Origin of the sequence: Glutamicibacter nicotianae (assembly GCF_002797775.1) — a bacterium.
Taxonomy (GTDB): Bacteria; Actinomycetota; Actinomycetes; order Actinomycetales; family Micrococcaceae; genus Glutamicibacter; species Glutamicibacter nicotianae.
This window is the reverse complement of the sequence record NZ_PGEY01000001.1, coordinates 3,336,316-3,354,510: the sequence shown is the minus strand read 5'-3', so window position 1 is coordinate 3,354,510 and position 18,195 is coordinate 3,336,316. Positions and strand designations below refer to the sequence as shown.

Sequence of the window (18,195 nt, the reverse complement as noted above, 5' to 3'; positions counted from 1 at the left end):
CAATACATCAATCCGTTGGAAAAAAGGATGCCGAGAGGCTAATTCATTCTCCGCTTCTTCGGCCCACTGGCCGCGGCCTGGAGTGGGAGGCGTTGGAGGCTGCTCATCGGGCGGATTACCGGCACCCGGATCGGGCTCCGTTCCCGGCTCCGGGACGCGCGGCGCCATGCCCGTGGCGGGACGCGGCGGGGTGAGCACCGAGGCATAGTCGTGCTCGTCCGAGTACCGCAGGAAGGACAGGTGCGTTTCGTAGCGGTCCAGCACATCGTTGATGACCTGGTCGCGTTCCAGGCCCATCAGGTCGTAGCCTTCGGAGCCGGTCTGGGTGAAGACCTCGAGCCGGAAGTACACGTCGATTTCGCGGGACATCGAACGCGCGCCGAACATCGGCACAGGAGCTTCCACCGCGGCCACCTGGTAATGGAAATCCCGGTGGTCCGGGATGTGGATGACCAGAGCATGCTCGGGGATCTTCGTCTGCTCGTTGGGCGTGGTGGACAGCTCGGCCTGGTAGCCGAGTTCCTCGAATTCCTTCGCCACTTCCACCAGCGCCGGGTCGATGACCTTCTCCACGTAGCGGGCCACCTGCTTGTTCGACGGGTAGGAGCGCAGCTGGGCCAGCCGCTGGCGCCAGGTCTTGTCCGGGGCCGCGCCGCCATGCGCGGCGGTGGCCTTGCGCCGGTTCATCCGGCCCTCGCGTTCGGCGCGCTCCATGCGCAGCACCTTGGAGAAGGAGGCCATCACCAGGTAGGCGATGATCGTCACCGGCAGCGCGAAGATCAGCGTGGCGTGCTCCATGGTGGTCACCCCGCCGGCCACCAGCATGGCAATGGTCAGCATCGCGGTGGCCAAAGCCCAGAAGATGCGCAGCCACTTCGGCCCGTCCTGCGACGGGTCCGGGATGGTCGAGGAGAAGTTGGACATCACCATCGCGCCGGAGTTCGCGCTGGTCAAGTAGAACAGCAGGCCGGAGAGGGTGGCCAGGACGATGAGGAACGGGGCGCCAGGGAACATTTCCAGCAGCGCATACCATCCGTGCTCCGGCTCGGCCATGGCCCGCTCGGCGAAGCCGGTATTGCCGTCCATGACCACCTTCAGCGCGCTGTTGCCGAAGATCGAAACGATGAAGAAGTCGCAGAGCACCGGGGCGGTGATCGCAGCGATGACGGATTCGCGCAGGGTGCGCCCGCGCGAGATGCGTGCCAGGAACATGCCGACGAACGGCCCCCAGGCCAGCCAGAAGGCCCAGAAGAACAGCGTCCAGCTGGCCATCCAGTCGGGTCCGTCGGCCTCGTAGGCGAAGGTCTGCAAGGTACGTTCGGGCAGGGTGAAGATGAACCGGCCGATGTTCTCCACCAGCGCGCTGAGCAGGAAGGAAGTCTTGCCGGTGACCAGGATGTAGAGCATCATGGCCGCCGCGGACCACAGGTTCAGCTCGGAGATGATGCGGATGCCCTTGTCCACCCCGGAGGTGCAGGCAGCGATGGTCAGCACCACGGCCACCCCGATCAGCGCGTTCTGCAGGGCCAGCCCTTCGGGCAGCCCGAAGATCATCGAGAAGCCCACATTCAGCAGCACGACGCCGATGCCCATGGAGGTCGCGACGCCGAAGACGGTGCCCACCAGGGCGAAGATGTCGATCACGTCTCCGGTGCCGCCGCGCACGCGCTTGCCCAGCAGCGGGTAGAGCGCCGCGCGGATGGACAGCGGCATGCCCCAGCGGTAGGCGAAGTAGCCCATGGCCATGCCCAGCAGCGAGTACATGGACCAGCCGGCGATGCCGTAGTGGAACATCGTCCAGACCACCGCGTCCTGGGCGGCCGCGGCGGATTCGGGATCAGCCGCCGGAGGTGCGATGTACTGGGTAATCGGCCCGGTCACCGAATAGAAGAGCAGGTCGATGCCCACGCCGGCGGCGAAGAGCATCGCCACCCAGGTGACCAAGTTGTATTGCGGCCGCGAATGGTCCGGGCCCAGCCGCACGCTGCCTTCCTTGGAGAAGGCCACCCAGAGCACGAACAGCACCACCGCGGTCACCGTCAGCACGTAGAACCAGCCCAGGTTCGTGGAGATCCACGATACCGCCGAGCGCATCGCCGAGGCCGCGGCATCCGGGGCGAGCATCGCCCACAGGGAGAATCCCAGAATGACCGCGGCGGCAATCACGAACACCCTTCAGTTGACCTTGGGACCGGGATGCTCGATCAGTTCCCCGGGGCCCTTGCTCAGTTCAGTACTGGTGATCGGCGCCCTGAATTCCTCGGCTTCGGGATTCCTCGGCTTCTTGCTGACGCCGAACTTGCTGCGTTCAACGGTAGGATTCGGCTTCTCGTCTGGATCCGGCGACGGGCCGCTGTGCTCTGCCATCATGTCCTCCCTGAAGTCCTGGTGCAATCACGGCTCCGGATCCCCTCGTCCGCCTGTACTGCGCCACTCGCCCGGCGGGGGCGTGGCCCCCTCCGCAAGGCCGTGGTCATCGGTGTGCCTGTGCTCGGCCTAGGCACGTTGCGGTTCGCGGGTCTAGCATCCCGGGAGTTGAATCGCTCTCTTTCGCCTGCCGCCAGGCCGCTGGCCTGCTGGTCTAGAGTAGTGCCATGGCCAATTCGCCCAGCGGGGATTCGATGCTGGACCGCCTGGTGCGGATCCTTGACGCCTTCGACGCGCACAACCCGCAGCTGACCGTCAGCGCACTGTCCCGCCGGGCCGATATTCCCAAAGCCACCATGTACCGCTTGCTGGATGAATTGGTCTCCCACGACTTGCTGGCCCGTGACAATACCGGCCAGGTGCGCCTCGGGTTGCGCCTGTGGGAACTGGCCAATCGAAGTGCTGCCACCTACGATCTCCGTACCGCAGCGCTGCCCTTCATGGAGGACATCAACCAGCTGCTGGGGCAGAACACCCAGTTATCCGTTCTCCACCAGGACGAAGTGCTGATCATCGAACGGCTCTCCCGGCCCGGCTCCGTGGTGAACCAGGCGAACGTCGCAGGGCGCATGCCGGTGCACCGCACTTCGATGGGCATGGCCCTCCTGGCTTTTTCCCGGCCCGAGATCATTCGCGGTTTCCTTGAACGCCACCGCGAGCTGATGACCGCGGCACATCCTGATTTCCACGCGGAAATAGCAGAAATCCGGCGCATCGGGTTCGCCTCATTGGACGGATTCATCGACTCGGAAACCACTGGTGTGGCTGCCCCGATCCTCGACGAAGCCGGATACCAGGTTGCTGTCATTTCGGTGGTGGTCCCCCGGGACTCGGGAGCCTGGCAACCAGCGGCTCTGGCTTTGCGCACCGCGGCCCGTGGCATTGCCCGCGCACTGCATATCAGGGACAGCTAGCGGCGAGGCCAGGACGGACAGCTGCCCGCCGTGCGATACCGCCGCTGCATGGATACGCATCCAATTATTCTCATTCATTGAGAACGTGGCTGTCGCCCAGGTCACCCGCATCGCATGCTTGTGGAAGTTCCCCAATACTTCCCTCGGCCATATGACCCCGCCCGGCAACGCAGCCGGCCGCGCGGGTCATGGCCCAAACGACAGCAAGGCAAGGTCCCATGGTCCAGAATCCACGCATCCTCAAGACCAAGGTCGGCATCATCGGCGGCGGTCCGGCCGGGCTCATGCTTTCGCATCTGCTGGCCAAGACCGGCATCGATAACATCGTCGTGGAAATGCGCGACCACGAAACCATCCGCAACACCCACCGCGCCGGAATCCTCGAAGCCCAGGCGGTGCAGATGCTCACCGAGTCGGGCGTCGACGGCCGCGTGCTCACCCACGGCGACGAGCACGCCGGCATCGACCTGCGCTTCAATGGCGAATCCCACCCGCTGGACTTCCGCGACCTGGTGGACGCCACCGTCACCCTCTACGCGCAGAACGAGGTGTTCGTGGATCTGTCCGCGGCCCGCCACCGCGACCAGGGCGACGTGCGCTACTCCTGCGAGGTCACCGAGATCCTCGACATGGAGACCACCACCCCGAAGTTCCGCTTCACCGACGCCGAGGGCACCGAGTTCGAAGTGCACGCTGATGTGATCGTCGGTGCCGACGGCTCGCGCTCCTTCGCCCGCCGCCAGATGCCCGAGACCGTCAAGCAGGACTTCAAGGTCACCTACCCCTTCGCCTGGTTCGGCATCCTCACCGAAGCGCCGAAGTCCGCACCCGAGCTGATCTACGCCAACTCCCCGCATGGCTTCGCGCTGATCTCCCAGCGCAGCGAAACCGTGCAGCGCATGTACTTCCAGTGCGACCCGAACGAAGACGTGAACGCCTGGAGCGATGACCGCATCTGGGCCGAACTGCAAAAGCGCGTGGACGGGCCGGATAACTTCCAGCTGAAGACCGGGCCGATCTTCGACAAGACCGTGCTGGGCTTCCGCTCCTTCGTGCGCGAACCGCTCTCCCACGGGCGCCTGTTCCTAATCGGCGACGCCGGGCACACCGTCCCGCCCACCGGCGCCAAGGGTCTGAACCTCGCCTTCGCCGATGTGAAGGTGCTCTTCGAAGCGCTGGATTCCTACTTCTCCACCGGCAGCGACCACCTGCTGGAAGGCTACTCCGACCTGGCACTGAAGCGGGTGTGGAAGGCGCAGAACTTCTCCTACTGGATGACCTCCATGCTCCACACCCCGGTAGGCGGCGACCCGTTCATGGCCAAGCGCGCCCTGGGCGAGCTGGAAACCGTCACCTCCTCGCGGTTCGGCCAGCAGTATCTGGCCGAGTCCTACACCGGCTGGCCCCACGCCTGAACTCCCTGACTTACCACCGCATCCTTGAAAGGAGCCCGCATTGAGCACCGGCACCACGCACCAGGACGGCACCGAAGCCGAATCCTTCGCCAACTCGCATCTGCTGGACCCGGCAGCAACCACCGCCAGCCAGGATGAGATCAGCGGCGAAATCGCAGACATCCACGAGGCCTACCGCCAGGAAGTCCTGGCCGGCAAGAAGGCCGAAACCCAGCCGCGCATCGATTTCGCACCCTACCGCTCCTCGCTGCTGCGCCACCCGACCAAGAACCTGCATCACGCGGATCCGGAAACCATCGAGCTGCACTCCCCGGCCTTCGGCCAGCGCGACGTGCACGCACTGGAATCGGATCTGACCATCCAGCACAACGGCGAGCCGATCGGCGAGCGCATTGTGGTGGCAGGCCGCGTGCTGGATGGCGACGGCCGCCCGGTGGCCGGGCAGCTGGTGGAAATCTGGCAGGCCAACGCCGCCGGCCGCTACATCCACAAGCGCGACCAGCACCCGGCCCCGATCGACCCGAACTTCACCGGCGTAGGCCGGGCGATCACCGGCCCGAACGGCGAATACTCGTTCACCACCATCAAGCCGGCGCCGTACCCGTGGAAGAACCACCACAACGCCTGGCGCCCGGCGCACATCCACTTCTCGCTGTTCGGCACCGATTTCACCCAGCGCATGATCACCCAGATGTACTTCCCCGGCGATCCGCTGTTCGCGCTGGATCCGATCTACCAGTCGATCACCGATGCGAAGGCCCGCGACCGCCTGGTCGCCACCTACGACCATTCGCTGACCAGCCACGAATGGGCCACCGGCTACAACTGGGACATCGTGCTCACCGGCAGCAACCGCACCTGGATGGAAGACGAAGAGGGAGAGCACTAAATGGCACAGGCACCTGAACTGAAACTCGTCCCGACCCCGGGACAGACCATCGGCCCGTTCTACGGATACGCTCTGCCCTTCGAGAAGGACAACGAGCTGGCCAGCCAGGCCAACCCGAACTCGGTGCGCCTGCACGGGGTCATCACCGATGGCAACGGCGAGGTCATCCCGGACGCGCTGCTGGAAATCTGGCAGGCCGACGAGCACGGCAAGGTCGTCTCGCGCGACGGCTCGCTGGTCCGCGACGGCTACACCTTCACCGGGTGGGGCCGCGTGGCCGTGGACAACGTCGGGCACTACACCTTCACCACGGTGAACCCTGGCCCCACCGAAGAAGGCAAGGCGCCGTTCATCATGCTCACGGTCTTCGCCCGCGGCCTGCTCAACCGACTGTTCACCCGCATCTACCTGCCGGAGGACACGCAAGCGCTGGCCAATGACCCGCTGCTGGCATCGCTGAGCGAAGCAGAACGCTCCACGCTGATCGCCACCCGCGAGGAGGACGGCTCGCTGCGCTTCGATATCCGGTTGCAGGGCGAGAACGAAACGGTGTTCCTCTCCTATCCGCGTGAAAGCTAGGACATATCGCGCCACCCCGCCAGGCCGCCCCTGCGCCCGTACTGTTACGGGCGTCGAAGCACCCGGCGGGGTTTCGCCCGTTGCCAGGCACTAGAGTTCTAGAAGAACGGCGTGCACGCTTAACAGCTAAGAATCGAGGGACTGAATGGAAGGCGCAGACTACGGCGTACTGGCCCCTGCCTGGGCTGGCACCGCGGCCTCAGCGCTGGCCAGCGACGCGGCTTTTGTCCAGGGGATGCTGGATGCCGAAGCCGCTTGGGTGCAGGTCCAGGCGGATGCCGGCCTGTGCAGCATCGATGATGCGCAGGCGGTGCGCGAGGTGGCCAGCGTGGACCGCTACGACCTGACGCTGCTGGCGTCCAAGACACCGGACGGGGCCAATGCGCTGATCCCGCTGCTGGGCATGATGCGCGAGCTGCTCACGCATGATGGCGCAGCGAAAACTGCCAGCACCGCCTTGCACCGCGGGGCGACCAGCCAGGACATCATCGACACCGCGCTGATGCTGGTGCTCTCCAAGACGATCACGCGCACGCTGGCCGATCTGCGCAGCACCGCTGGCGGGTTGGCAGCCCTGGCGCGCGAGCACCGGTCCACCGTGTGCATTGCCCGCTCGCTGACCCAGCATGCCCTGCCCACTACCCTGGGCTGGAAGGCCGCCAGCTGGCTGTCGGCCGTGCTGGATGCCGAACGGCAGCTGGACGCCGCCACCGGGCAGCTGCGCCTGCAGTGGGGCGGAGCGGTGGGAACGCTCGCATCCTTGGAGCAGCTGCTCTCCAGCCATACGGAAACAACAGCCACGAGCAAGTCGCTGGCCTCGCAGCTGGCAGGCCTGCTGGGCCTGGCCGATCCGGGAACGCCTTGGCACACCAACCGCATGCCTATCCTCCAACTCGGCTCCGCGCTGGGTTCGGCCATTGCCGCCCTGGGGACCTTCGGCGCGGATGTGCTCACCGCCTCCCGCCCGGAAATCGGCGAGCTGTCCGAACCGCGCGAGGCTGGCAAGGGCGGTTCCTCGGCCATGCCGCAGAAGCAGAACCCGGTGCGCTCGGTGCTGCTGCGCAATGCGGCATTCAGCGCCCCCGGCCTGCTCTCCACCCTGTTCACCGCCGCCGGCACCGCAGTGGATGAACGCCCTGATGGCGGCTGGCATGCCGAATGGAGCGCCCTGCGCGAACTGGCCCGGCTGGCTTCCGGCGCCGCCTTCCACGCCGCATTCTTGGCCAACGGCCTGAGCGTGGACCTTGCGGCCATCGAACGCAACCTTGCCCTGGGCGGAGATGCGGTGCTCTCCGAGCGCCTCGCAGCCGTCCTGGCACCGCTGGTGGTTGGCGGAAAACCGGCCATCCAGGCGCTGGTGCGCCGCAGCCTGGACGAGGATGTTTCCCTGCGCGAGCTGCTGCGCCTGGAAATCCCCACCCATGATCTGGGCGACCAGGACCTCGACGAATTATTTGATCCAGCCGGCTACCTCGGTGCCGCTGATCGCTTCACCGAAACAGTACTCGCCGATTACTCGGCACGGAAGGAACTATGGCAGTCCCGCAACTAACCCCGTCCTTGCTGCATACCAGCAAGGAACTTCCCACCCTCATTGCCGGCCCTTCGCTGGGCACCGCCGCCCTGCCGCTGTGGGCATCGGCCTTGCCGTACCTCAAGGAGCACTTCCAGGTCATCGCCTGGGATCTCCCGGGGCATGGCGAAAGCAAGCCATCCACCGAGGAATTCACGCTGGCCGAACTGGCCACCGGGGTCACCGAAGTTGTCGCGGCGCTGCGTGCCGACGGCGTCATCGCCGAGGGCTCCAAGCTGTACTACGCGGGCGTCTCGGTGGGCGGGGCCACCGCCCTGCAGCTGGCGGTAGACCACCCAGGCTTCTTCAACGGGCTATCCTCCATCTGCTCGGCCGCGAAAATCGGCACCCCGGAAGCGTGGACCGACCGTGCCGAGCTGGTCGCCAAGGCCGGTACCCCGACCATGGTCGCCGGTTCCGCCGAACGCTGGTTCGCACCGGGGTTCATCGAGAAGCAGCCGGTGATCAGCACCGAGCTGCTGCACAGCCTGCAGGACGCCGACCGATTCGCCTACGCCCACGTCTGCGGCGCCTTGGCAGGATTCGACGTGCGCGAGCAGCTGGCTTCCACCAGCGACCCGATTATTGCCATCAACGGCGCGCAGGACCAGGTCTGCCCTCCTGCAGACGCTGAATTCATTGCCGAAAATGCACCGCACGGAACCATGGCGGTCATTGATTCGGCAGCCCATCTGGCCCCGGCCGAGGCGCCGGAAGAAACTGCGGCCTTGCTGGTCGACTTCTTCCTGGCCAACTAGCAGCGAGGATTTGCAGACAATGACTGAATCATCGCGCCTTCCTGGCGACACCTATGATGCCGGCATGGCGGTGCGCCGCCAGGTCCTGGGCAATGAGCACGTGGATCGTTCCACCAAGAACTCGAACGAGTTCACCGACGAATTCCAGGAGATGATCACCCGCTACGCCTGGGGCACCATCTGGACCCGCGAAGGCCTGCCACGCACCACCCGCAGCGCCATCACGCTGACTGCAATGATTGCCGGCGGATACTGGGAAGAGCTGGAAATGCATGTGCACGCCGCCCTGCGCAACGGCATGACCCCGGAAGAGATCAAGGAAGTCTTCTTGCAGTGCGCCATCTACTGCTCCGTTCCGGCAGCGAATGTGGCGTTCAAGATCGGCAAGAAGGTGCTGGACGAGTACGCGGCGGCCGAAGGCAACTAGCCGCTAGCGCCGCGCATCCGCGGCCTGCTGGATCGAGTGCAGCAAGGCCCACGGGACGATGCCGCTGGTGCGCGGGTTGCGCGGCGATGGGTAATTCTTGACCGAGAAGCTGTACTCGCCGGCTGGCCCGTGCGCTTCGATGAGGTGCTCGGTCAGCTCTGCCGCCGGATCGGCGAGCAGCCTGACCTGCACCGCGTCCCAATCCCCCACTGTTAAGGCTACTGCCGCGGCGACATTCAGCGACTTCTGGAAGTCGCGGGCCGCCACCGCAGCCGGACCGTTGAATACCTCTACCGGGCCGCTGGCCTGCTCCAGTTCGCGGCGCCGCCGCGCATCCATCCACGGCTTCACCAAGGTGGCCTGCAGCTTGCGCGTCGTAACCAGCACCTGCTCGATGCCGCCCATTCGTGCCGCCGCACCAAACAGGTCCAATCCGCCAATGGCCCCGGCGGTGCTGATCAGCCGTCCTGGCCCGGCAGCTTGCACTGATGCGGCAAGATCCGGGTCGGCCAGCGCTCCCATGGAACTGGCCAGCAGGTCGACCCCTGCCTCCAGGATGCGCACCGCATGCTCCCGCACAGCTTGCTGGCCCGCGCATTCGACCACCAGGTCGCAGCCCTCCAGCGCCTGCTGGAGATTCAACTGTTCATGTTCCAGACCCGGCTGATGCCGGCGCAGGATCACCCCTTCAAGCTGGGCGCCCGCCACGCTCCCGGCAGCCAATTGATCCGCCACCACGGAGCCGATGGCGCCATAGCCCATTACTCCCACCCGATACATGCCGCCCGCGGCCATGACCGTCCTGTCCGAATTCTTTGATGCCAGCTATCGCCAGCTTAGCCAGCCGGCGCGACCATCACGAACCGGCGTGGTCCCGGAACAACAGGAGCTCCGCGCTATTGCCCGGCCGCGGAGGCATGGTCGCCGCGCTCGATGAGCCGGGAGGCGGCATAGCCGAAGAAGATGCCCCAGAAGGCCGCGTGGATGTTGAACAGGTCAAGGCCGGAAATTGTCACGACAAATGTCACCAGCGCGCCAAGGGAGAACTTCGTGGCGAAGGCCGTCACGAACGACTGCGGCAGGGCCTTGAGCATGGCGATGCCTCCCAAGGCCAGCACGAATGCCTCAGGGGTGGCCAGCATGAAGCGGGTCAGCGTCGGAGCCAGCAGGGCGAAGACCAGGGACAGGAATCCATAGACCACCGCCGCTGTGTAGTGGCGGTGCTTTTCGCCCGATGAGGTGAGCAGCGCGTTGGTGGGCCCGGTGACGCAGGCGGATACCGCGCCGAAGCAGGCGTTGAGGATTGAGAAACCGCCCGAGGCCAGGGCGAAGGCATTGACCGGCGGCTGGTGCCCGGCGGCACGCAGCACCGCAACGCCCTGGCCGTTCTGCACGATCAGCACGGTGATGGCCAACGGTACCACCAGTTCAAGTTGCGCGGCCCAGGTGAATTCCGGAGCGGTGAACACCGGGGTGGCAAGTACCGGACCGCCCGCGGCATCCAATGCGAACTGCCCGCCGGCGGCCACGGCAATGACACCGGCGATTAGCGTGCCCAGCACCGGGGGCAGTTTTCGGCCCAGCGCCGGAACCGCACTGAGCAGCACGAAGACTAGCACCACGGGAGCGGCCACCACCGGGTTGGCTTGGGTGGATGAGACGATGTCGGTGCCAAAGCGCAGGAAGACCGCCGCCACCATGGCCATCACAATCGGCATCGGGATGGCCGCCATGATCCGGCGCACGGCCCGGTGGCTCCCAGTGCCAGGGCCAGCACCCCCGAGACGAAGAACGCCCCGACCACTTCGGCGAAGGAAAGGTGCTGCAGCGAAGGACCCAGCAGCACCGTGCCGGGCATGGACCAGGCGAATCCGAGCGGCTGGCGGTACAGCAGCGACATCACGATGGTCGCCAACCCGGCGGAGTGGAAGATCCCGCAGCCCCAGGAAGCCATCTCAGCCTGGGATAGTCCGCCGGCGGCACCCACGGCAAGGGTGACCGCGATGGGGCCAGAGGCTGAGAAGACCAGGCAGATCACCCCATTGCTGGCATAGGCCCCGCCCAGATCGCGCAGCAGGGCGCGGATCCCGGCAGGCCTGCTCGCGGGCCGCTCCAGCAGCGGTTCGCGCGGTGACCGCGCGGTGCTGGAGCCGATTCGTCGGTGGGCAAGAAATTGGCTGGCTTGGGCATGCGCTCTCCTGGATGACGGTGGCAGTGGCATTAATAGTCCATCACCAATGCACCGCTCCGGGGGCCGTGGGAAGTGGCACGTTGATCCGGGGTATGCCAGTCCTAGGATAGTTCTGGCCTCGGACCAGCACCGCAGGCAGGGCTAGGATGAGACCGGGGCAATGCGGCCCGCGGATGAAAGGACTGCACCGATGAATTCCAATACCGAGCTCGGCGAGTTCCTCAAGGCCCGGCGGGCCCTGGTCAGCCCAGCAGGCGATGGCGGTCCCCGGCGCCGTGTCCCCGGCCTGCGCCGCGAAGAGGTCGCAGTCCTGGCCGGCGTGAGCACCGACTACTACACCCGGCTGGAGCAAGGCCGTCACAAGCGCCCCTCCGAATCCGTGCTCGGCGCCTTGGCCAAGGCCCTGGAACTGGATGAGGCGGCGACCGGGCATTTGTTCGATCTGGCGCGCTCGGTCTCCGGCTCCGGGCGCAACAGCCCGTCGAGCAGCGTCCAGCGGGTGCGCCCATCCCTGCATAAGCTGCTGAATTCCTTCACCGCCCATCCGGCCTTCATCCGCGGCCGGCGCACCGAGGTGCTGGGCATGAATCCGCTGGCAGCCAGCCTGCTCACCGATTTCCTGGCCAAGCCGGTGCGCCACCGCAGCCTGATCCGCTGGGCCTTCCTGGATCCCGAAGCCAGGCAGCGCTATGCCGACTGGGAGCAGGTCGCCGCGTCAATGGTCGGCACCTTGCGCCTGGATGCCGGGCGCCATCCGCATGATCCGTTGCTCGCGCAGCTGGTCGGAGAGCTATCGATGAACAGCGGAGAATTCCGTACCTGGTGGGCCGACCACCGGGTGGTCGAGCGGCGGGACGGAATCAAGCGGTTCAACCATCCCGACGTGGGTTATCTGGAGGTCAACTACGAGGCGCTGGACGTAACCGGGGCAACCGACCAGACCCTATTCATCTACACCACCGAGCCGGGCTCTGAGTCCGAAGGGAAGTTGCGCGATCTAGCAGCGCGGCTCAACAGCCCGGGTGCGGCGCCGAGAGGCTAGCCGCGTGCCGGGATCAGCGATTCGCTGAGCCAGCTGCGCTCCAGCTCGTTCAGCGGCCGGGACGAAACGCCATCGGCGGCCAGTGGCACCATGACCGTGGTCGAGTCGAATACCGGCTGCCCATCCTGGTAGCCGATGCCGCGCACGGTGAAGGATTTGTTGCCCAGCCGGCTGATGCCCATGCGGATGAGCATCTCGGGCTGGTAGTGCAGCGGGCGCAGGTAGTCGATCTGGATGGATGCCACTACTGTGCCGAATTCGAATCGGCCAGTAGTTCCGTCTTCGCGCGTCCAGCGGATGCGCGCTTCTTCCATCAATGTCACGATGCGCGCATTGTTCACGTGGCCCAGGGCATCCTGATCCGACCAGCGCAATTGCAAAACGACCTCGGTTGCGGCGGCCAGTTCATCGTTTTTCGCGTCATTCATGAAACCCATTGCACCAGAAACCGGGGCTGGCCGCTGCGCCCGTGACAACTCATGAACTTGGAACATTGCCAGCAGGCACCCACCGTGCTTCCTCGTTGCTGGCGTCCAGGCAAATCCATTCCTGCGCTGGCCCGTAGCACCGCAGCTCATCGGTGAACCAGAGCGTCTGGTCCGGATCCCACCCGGCAATCACGCTGGCGTACTTCTCATCGATGTCGAGGCACTGGCCGGCGAGCGCCAGATAAGCACCAATGCCCAGATGCACCCCGTCATAGTCGCGCGCCACTGCCAGCCAATCAGGGATCATCCATGCGCCGTCGCGCCCAGTAGCCAAATACCAGTCGTGGCGTTTCTGCGCGGACACCTCGAGGCCGTGTTCGCGGCAGAGACGGATCCAGTCCTCCGCCGTGGCGATCTCCAGCATGTTCGCTGCGGGAGGCACACTAGCATGCCTGACGCTGGCCTGTTCCCACCCGAAACCGTCTTCCACGCAGGTCAAGCCCACAGGCTCGCCGCCAGGGAAGATACCGGTGCTGGCGGGCAGTCGGCTGCTGGGCTTGGACCACCATTCGCCACTGAAGCTGCCCAGCTGGCTGTTATGCAGTTCCGCGGCATCGCGGGCTTCCGTCGCCAGAACCGCGCCCCTCCAGTCCTGCAAAATGCCAAGGGCATCGTCATCGGGAGCTTGCGACTTACCCACGGGATCATGCTGGTCGAACTCCACCTTGAACTGGTTGCGCAGATCCACGGGATCCATCCACCAGTCCGCGAGCCCGCTGTCCGCCAGATGCCGGGCGACGCGCTCAAGAGGCGCGGCGAAAGCCGGCAACGCCAGCAGGGTGTCTTCCCCATCCGGTTCCTGCCAATAGCGCGCGTAGTCCACCGAACGAACTAGCGCGTGTTGCAGGAGCGCCGCAGTGGGCGTCACCAGGCTGGCGACATCAAGGAGCCGTGCAATCTCCTCGACACTGATATCGGGCACGCCTGGCTCGTCCATGCCAAACAGTCCAACGCTCTCGCCACGTTCGACCGCGACCCGATGCGCGGCATAGAACATCGCCGCCCGCAGTGGATGCTCCGCGAATTCCGGTTGCAGCTGCTCTTCGCTGGCAATTGCGAATTCCCACAGCAGCCTGCGTCCCCGCGCGCCTGCCATCAGCGCCTGCACCAGTTCCATCGCCACCACTTCATTTCATTAGCTGGAGATACCTAAATCCTGCCAAGACAGTCGATAACTATTTACGGGATCGATGAATCGACATTACCTGGGCATGGGTTGCAATTCACCTGTCCTTGGCACCGTGGGATACGGCTGGCCAACGGGCCGGCAGATTGCCCCCACCCGGAGGAACGTACGTGAAATTCTTCGCTCGACCCGGCAAAACCAATCATCTCACCCCACTGCATCTGACCGCCGGAAGCCTGGTTGCCATTGCCGCTTCCACCGCTTTGATCAGCGCCAGCCCAGAAGTCGAAGCGGCGCCTGCCGCCAAGACCACCGCGGATTGGAGCTCCTCGGCCTACCGCGGGTCCGTCGAGGTCATCCCTGCTAAAAATAGCGGCAACGCCGCCGATCAACAGACGCTGGACGGCGTGGTCTTCGAGGACCGCAACAAGAACTCCAAGCAGGATGCCGGTGAACCCGGCCTGCCGAACGTCACGGTGTCCAACGGCCGCGACGTTGTGTCCACCGACGGACAGGGCCGCTACGAACTGCCGGCCTACAACAACATGACCGCATTCGTCACCCAGCCGCGCGGCTTCCAGGTACCGGTTGACGAGGACAACGTCGCCCAGTTCTTCTACAATCACCTGCCCGGAGGCTCCCCGGAACTGAAGTACGACGGCATCGCCCCGACCGGCCCGCTGCCCGAGGCGGTCAACTTCCCGTTGGTGCGCAGCAGCGCCACCCAATCGCCGGAGCAGAGCTGCGTCATCGGCGCGGACGTGCAGACCTACACCCAGCAGGAAGTCGAATACGCCAGGGACGGCGCCTTCGCCGATCTGGCGGCCCGCACCGACTACACCGGGTGCGGCGTCTTGTTCATCGGCGACCTCGTGGGCGATGACCTGACCTTCTTCCACCAGACCCGCGAGCTTTCTTCCATGCTCAACGGCCCGGCCCGCTTCCTGCCGGGCAACCACGACATCGACTACGATTCGCTGGACGGGCAGCATGAGTTCGATTCCTTCCGCGCCCAGTTCGGCCCGGAATACTACTCCTACGACACCGGCAAAACGCACGTCATCGCACTGAGCACCATCGATTACCCCACTGCGGTTCCAGCTAAGAAGAGCGACTACACCTATGATTTGGGCCAGCGCCAGCTGCAGTGGCTGCGCGAGGACCTGGCCAAGGTTCCCAAGAACAAGGCCATCGTGCTGGCCGGGCACAGCCCGATGCTCGAGTTCTTCTACAGCGACGAGCATTCCACCAAGCAGGTTAAGGAGATCTACGAGCTGCTTGAGGGACGCGAGGCCGTTTCCCTGGGCGGGCACACCCATATGTCGGAGAACCTGCGCGCCGGGGACCTGATGGACGGCTGGCGCGATGAGGTCGGCGAAGCAGGCCTGCCCTTCACCCACCTGACGGTCCCGGCAATTTCCGGGCAATGGTATGACGGCCGGGTCTCCGAGAACGGCTACCCGACCTCCATCCAGCGCGACGGCACCCCGCCGGGCGTGCTCACCTTGGGCATCAAGAACACCGACATCGTGGAGCGCTTCACCGCCACCGGACAGGATCCCAGCAAGCAGATGTCGCTAGGCCTGAATACCCCTGAGTACCGGCAGTGGTACGAAGAGAATCTGGACAAGGAACGCGGCACCGTCCAGCCCCTGGCCGACCCGCTGGCAGTGAGCCGGCAGGGATTGGCCCAGGACACCTGGCTGACCACGAACTTCTGGATGGGCAGCACCGGTGCCACCGTCGAGGTCTCCATCGATGGCCAGGACCCGGTGGCCGCCGTGCGGACCCAGCAGATGGCGGGCGAGCGCCCGCTGACCGGAGCCGAGTACTCGGACCCGTCCGCCATCGCCGAGCAGTTCGTCCACGGCGGTGGCCTCGCCGAGAAGACCAGCCACCTGTGGCGCATGGAACTGCCTGATGACCTCTCGGTTGGTGAGCACACCGCGACGGCGACCGCCACCGACGTGCATGGTCGTTCCTACACCGAGCAGCTGGAATTCACCGTCGTCCAGTAGCATCGATGCTTTGAGCTGGTGCCTGCATGATGCAGGCGCCAGCTTTTTGTTACGCCAGTGACAGGACAGCAGCGGCCGCAGATGCCTAGGATGAAGCCATGCGCATTGCAATCCTTGATGATTACCACAACGTGGCCCGCTCGCTGGCCGATTTCGATGGCCTCGCCGCCGAGCTGGACGCCGAGATCACCGTCTTCACCGAGCATCTGGGCCATGAGGACCACACTGTTATCGAGGCATTGCTGCCCTTCGACGCCATTGTCGCCATGCGCGAGCGCACGCCCTTTCCGGCCGCCCGGCTCAACGCTTTGCCCAACCTGAAGCTGCTGGTCACCACCGGTCGCCGCAACGGATCCATCGACCTGCAGGCAGCACAGGACCGGGGTATCGTGGTCAGCCACACCGGCTATGTGGCCACCGATGCCGCTGAGCACACCTGGGCGCTGATTCTTTCCGCCGCGCGCCGACTGGATGTGGAACTGTTTTCCGCGGACCGCCCGCTGGCGGCCGACTCGGGCTGGCAGACCACGTTGGGGATGGGCCTGTCCGGCAAGACCCTGGGCGTCTACGGCTTGGGAAATCTGGGGTCGAGGGTGGCGAAGGTGGGCTTGTCCTTCGGCATGCGGGTCATCGCCTACAGCCAGAACCTCACCCAGGAGCGCGCCGCCGAGGTGGGCGTGGAGCTGGTCTCGGAGGCCGAACTGTTTTCCACCAGCGACATCGTGACCGTGCACCTGAAGCTCTCCGAACGCAGCACCGGGGTCATCGGCCCGAAGCAGCTGGCCTGGATGCGGCCTGATTCCATCCTGGTCAACACCTCGCGCAGCCGGATCGTGCAGACCGGCGCGCTCATCGACGCGCTGGAAAGCCGGCGGCTGCACCTGGCTGCGGTGGATGTCTTCGATGTGGAACCGCTGCCGGCCCAGGACCGGCTGGCGAACACCAGGGGCGTGATTGCCACCCCGCATATCGGCTACGTGACCATCGAGCAGTTCGAGATGTTCTACCGCGATGCGGTGGAAGATCTCCGCGCGTGGGCTAGCGGCGCGCCGATCCGCGTGCTGGCCTAGAAGCTGCGGGCCGCGGCACGAAGAAGTAGTGCAGGATTGCCACCACGGCGGCCCAGGCGGCTCCGATCAGCAGGCCCACCAGCACATCCGAAACCCAATGGTGCCCGATGTAGATGCGCGAAGCGCCCATCGCCAGCACAAATAGCGCCGCGATGATGGCGATCAGGTAGGCGTAGCGGCGCAGCCCGTAGATGATCGCCAGGTAGCTGGCGATACCGATCAGCGCCGCCGAGTTCAGCGTGTGCCCGCTGGGGAATGAAAAGGTTTCAGGCGGCGCAGGTCCCCCGGGGATGCCCTGGGGACGCGGCACCTGGAGGTTGGCCTTGAGAATAACAGTCAGCAGCACCGAGACCAATGCCGTGAACGCGACGGCCGCCAGCGGCCACGCGCTGCGCGTTTTCCAGCACAGCAGCCCGGTGATCGCCAGCATGATCATGGTCATTCCCGGGGTGGATCCCCAGAAGTACAGGAAGTCGGAGACCGCGAACAGGAACGGCGACTGGTGCTCCAGTACCCATTGGTATGCCGGGGCGTCCAGGTCCTTGGCCCATCCGCCCGCATGCAGGGACACCAGCACCCTGCGGGTGAAGTAGAACATGGCGACGACCAGCCCGAAAATGATCCACAGCACCTGTGCGCCGCCAGGACGCTGGCCGTGCCGGAAATACCAAGAGGATCTCATGGCTTCCATCGTATCGGGGTGGAAGCGAAGCGCTGAACCCGCTGGATGCGGAACAATGGAAGCATGACGATCAAGGTGCTGGCAGTTGGCAAGAAACACGAATCCTGGGTGGACGAAGGAATTTCCCGCTACGAGAAGCGGCTGAAGAAGCCCTTCGACCTTTCCTGGCAGCTGCTGAGCCACTCCTCGCGCGAGAACGACGCGGCACGCACCGAGGAATCCGGGCGCATCCTGGCCAAGATCGACGACCGCGACTTCGTGGTGCTGCTCGATGAACGCGGGAAGAACGTGGACTCCCCCGCGCTGGCCAACACCCTGCGCACACCGATCGATTCCTCGCGCAATGTGGTGATCATCATCGGCGGCGCCTACGGCGTGGACCCCACAGTGCATGCCCGCGCCAACTTCACCTGGTCGCTGTCCAAGCTGGTCTTCCCGCACCAGCTGGTGCGCTTGATCCTCACCGAGCAGCTCTACCGGGCGCAGGACATCCTGGCCGGCGGCAAGTACCACCACATTTAAGCCAACCCCTTGACTTTCCAAGATGGAAAGACGAGACTTTCCGTAACGGAAAGTGGTGTATTCATGGCTTCATC

The 18,195-nt window shown here is 65.1% G+C and carries 15 protein-coding genes and 2 pseudogenes; 11 read left to right on the top strand and 6 right to left on the bottom strand.

The features are described from left to right. Window positions 1–129: 129 nt before the first annotated feature. Window positions 130–2,367 (bottom strand): annotated as a pseudogene (betT, locus tag ATK23_RS15620) (choline BCCT transporter BetT); the annotation flags it as partial. 227 nt (window positions 2,368–2,594) lie between these two features. Here betT and ATK23_RS15615 point away from each other — a divergent pair. From ATK23_RS15615 to pcaC, 7 genes are all read left to right on the top strand, one after another. After that, complete coding sequence (locus tag ATK23_RS15615; RefSeq protein ID WP_066143929.1) at window positions 2,595–3,341, top strand: IclR family transcriptional regulator; 747 nt, start codon at window positions 2,595–2,597, stop codon at window positions 3,339–3,341. Window positions 3,342–3,559: 218 nt separating this feature from the next. After that, a complete protein-coding gene (locus ATK23_RS15610) occupies window positions 3,560–4,756 on the top strand; it encodes a 4-hydroxybenzoate 3-monooxygenase (protein ID WP_066143927.1) in 1,197 nt (398 codons plus the stop codon). Window positions 4,757–4,796: 40 nt separating this feature from the next. Next, a complete protein-coding gene (pcaH, locus tag ATK23_RS15605; protein WP_038992451.1) occupies window positions 4,797–5,645 on the top strand; it encodes a protocatechuate 3,4-dioxygenase subunit beta in 849 nt (282 codons plus the stop codon). Further along, entirely contained in the window at window positions 5,646–6,224 is a 579-nt protein-coding gene (gene pcaG / locus ATK23_RS15600) for a protocatechuate 3,4-dioxygenase subunit alpha (RefSeq protein WP_066143924.1), read from the top strand. A 145-nt stretch (window positions 6,225–6,369) separates the two neighbouring features. After that, window positions 6,370–7,776 carry a lyase family protein gene (locus ATK23_RS15595; protein ID WP_066143923.1) on the top strand — a complete coding sequence of 469 codons (1,407 nt, stop codon included), beginning with the start codon at window positions 6,370–6,372 and terminating at the stop codon, window positions 7,774–7,776. Continuing rightward, window positions 7,758–8,555, top strand: coding sequence for an alpha/beta fold hydrolase (locus ATK23_RS15590; protein ID WP_066143920.1), 798 nt, complete (start codon window positions 7,758–7,760; stop codon window positions 8,553–8,555). The genes ATK23_RS15595 and ATK23_RS15590 overlap by 19 nt, the downstream gene beginning before the upstream one ends. Before the next feature lie 19 nt (window positions 8,556–8,574). Continuing rightward, window positions 8,575–8,982 carry a 4-carboxymuconolactone decarboxylase gene (gene pcaC, locus ATK23_RS15585; RefSeq protein WP_038992456.1) on the top strand — a complete coding sequence of 136 codons (408 nt, stop codon included), beginning with the start codon at window positions 8,575–8,577 and terminating at the stop codon, window positions 8,980–8,982. 3 nt (window positions 8,983–8,985) lie between these two features. Here the strand turns inward: pcaC and ATK23_RS15580 are convergent, their stop codons facing one another. Both ATK23_RS15580 and ATK23_RS15575 read right to left on the bottom strand, forming a co-directional pair. Beyond that, window positions 8,986–9,777 (bottom strand): aspartate dehydrogenase domain-containing protein, encoded by a 792-nt coding sequence (locus ATK23_RS15580; protein ID WP_066143919.1) that lies wholly within the window; start codon window positions 9,775–9,777, stop codon window positions 8,986–8,988. Window positions 9,778–9,878: 101 nt separating this feature from the next. After that, window positions 9,879–11,203: pseudogene (locus ATK23_RS15575) on the bottom strand (benzoate/H(+) symporter BenE family transporter). A 160-nt stretch (window positions 11,204–11,363) separates the two neighbouring features. Here ATK23_RS15575 and ATK23_RS15570 point away from each other — a divergent pair. Further along, complete coding sequence (locus ATK23_RS15570; protein ID WP_066143918.1) at window positions 11,364–12,215, top strand: helix-turn-helix transcriptional regulator; 852 nt, start codon at window positions 11,364–11,366, stop codon at window positions 12,213–12,215. Here the strand turns inward: ATK23_RS15570 and ATK23_RS15565 are convergent. Together ATK23_RS15565 and ATK23_RS15560 are read right to left on the bottom strand one after the other, a co-directional pair. Continuing rightward, entirely contained in the window at window positions 12,212–12,643 is a 432-nt protein-coding gene (locus ATK23_RS15565; protein WP_066143915.1) for an acyl-CoA thioesterase, read from the bottom strand. The two genes, ATK23_RS15570 and ATK23_RS15565, sit on opposite strands and share 4 nt — an antisense overlap. Before the next feature lie 49 nt (window positions 12,644–12,692). Beyond that, entirely contained in the window at window positions 12,693–13,826 is a 1,134-nt protein-coding gene (locus ATK23_RS15560; protein ID WP_157066425.1) for a hypothetical protein, read from the bottom strand. Between the two features lie 173 nt (window positions 13,827–13,999). Between ATK23_RS15560 and ATK23_RS15555 the strand changes: the two genes are divergently transcribed. Together ATK23_RS15555 and ATK23_RS15550 are read left to right on the top strand one after the other, a co-directional pair. Continuing rightward, window positions 14,000–15,847 (top strand): calcineurin-like phosphoesterase C-terminal domain-containing protein, encoded by a 1,848-nt coding sequence (locus ATK23_RS15555; protein WP_066143909.1) that lies wholly within the window; start codon window positions 14,000–14,002, stop codon window positions 15,845–15,847. Between the two features lie 98 nt (window positions 15,848–15,945). Further along, window positions 15,946–16,917, top strand: coding sequence for a D-2-hydroxyacid dehydrogenase family protein (locus ATK23_RS15550; RefSeq protein ID WP_066143906.1), 972 nt, complete (start codon window positions 15,946–15,948; stop codon window positions 16,915–16,917). Here ATK23_RS15550 and ATK23_RS15545 read toward each other — a convergent pair. Beyond that, complete coding sequence (locus ATK23_RS15545) at window positions 16,886–17,599, bottom strand: phosphatase PAP2 family protein (RefSeq protein WP_066143903.1); 714 nt, start codon at window positions 17,597–17,599, stop codon at window positions 16,886–16,888. The genes ATK23_RS15550 and ATK23_RS15545 overlap by 32 nt on opposite strands. Window positions 17,600–17,662: 63 nt before the next feature. Here ATK23_RS15545 and ATK23_RS15540 point away from each other — a divergent pair, with 63 nt between their 5' ends. Next, window positions 17,663–18,121 carry a 23S rRNA (pseudouridine(1915)-N(3))-methyltransferase RlmH gene (locus tag ATK23_RS15540; protein WP_174520623.1) on the top strand — a complete coding sequence of 153 codons (459 nt, stop codon included), beginning with the start codon at window positions 17,663–17,665 and terminating at the stop codon, window positions 18,119–18,121. Window positions 18,122–18,195: the final 74 nt, after the last annotated feature.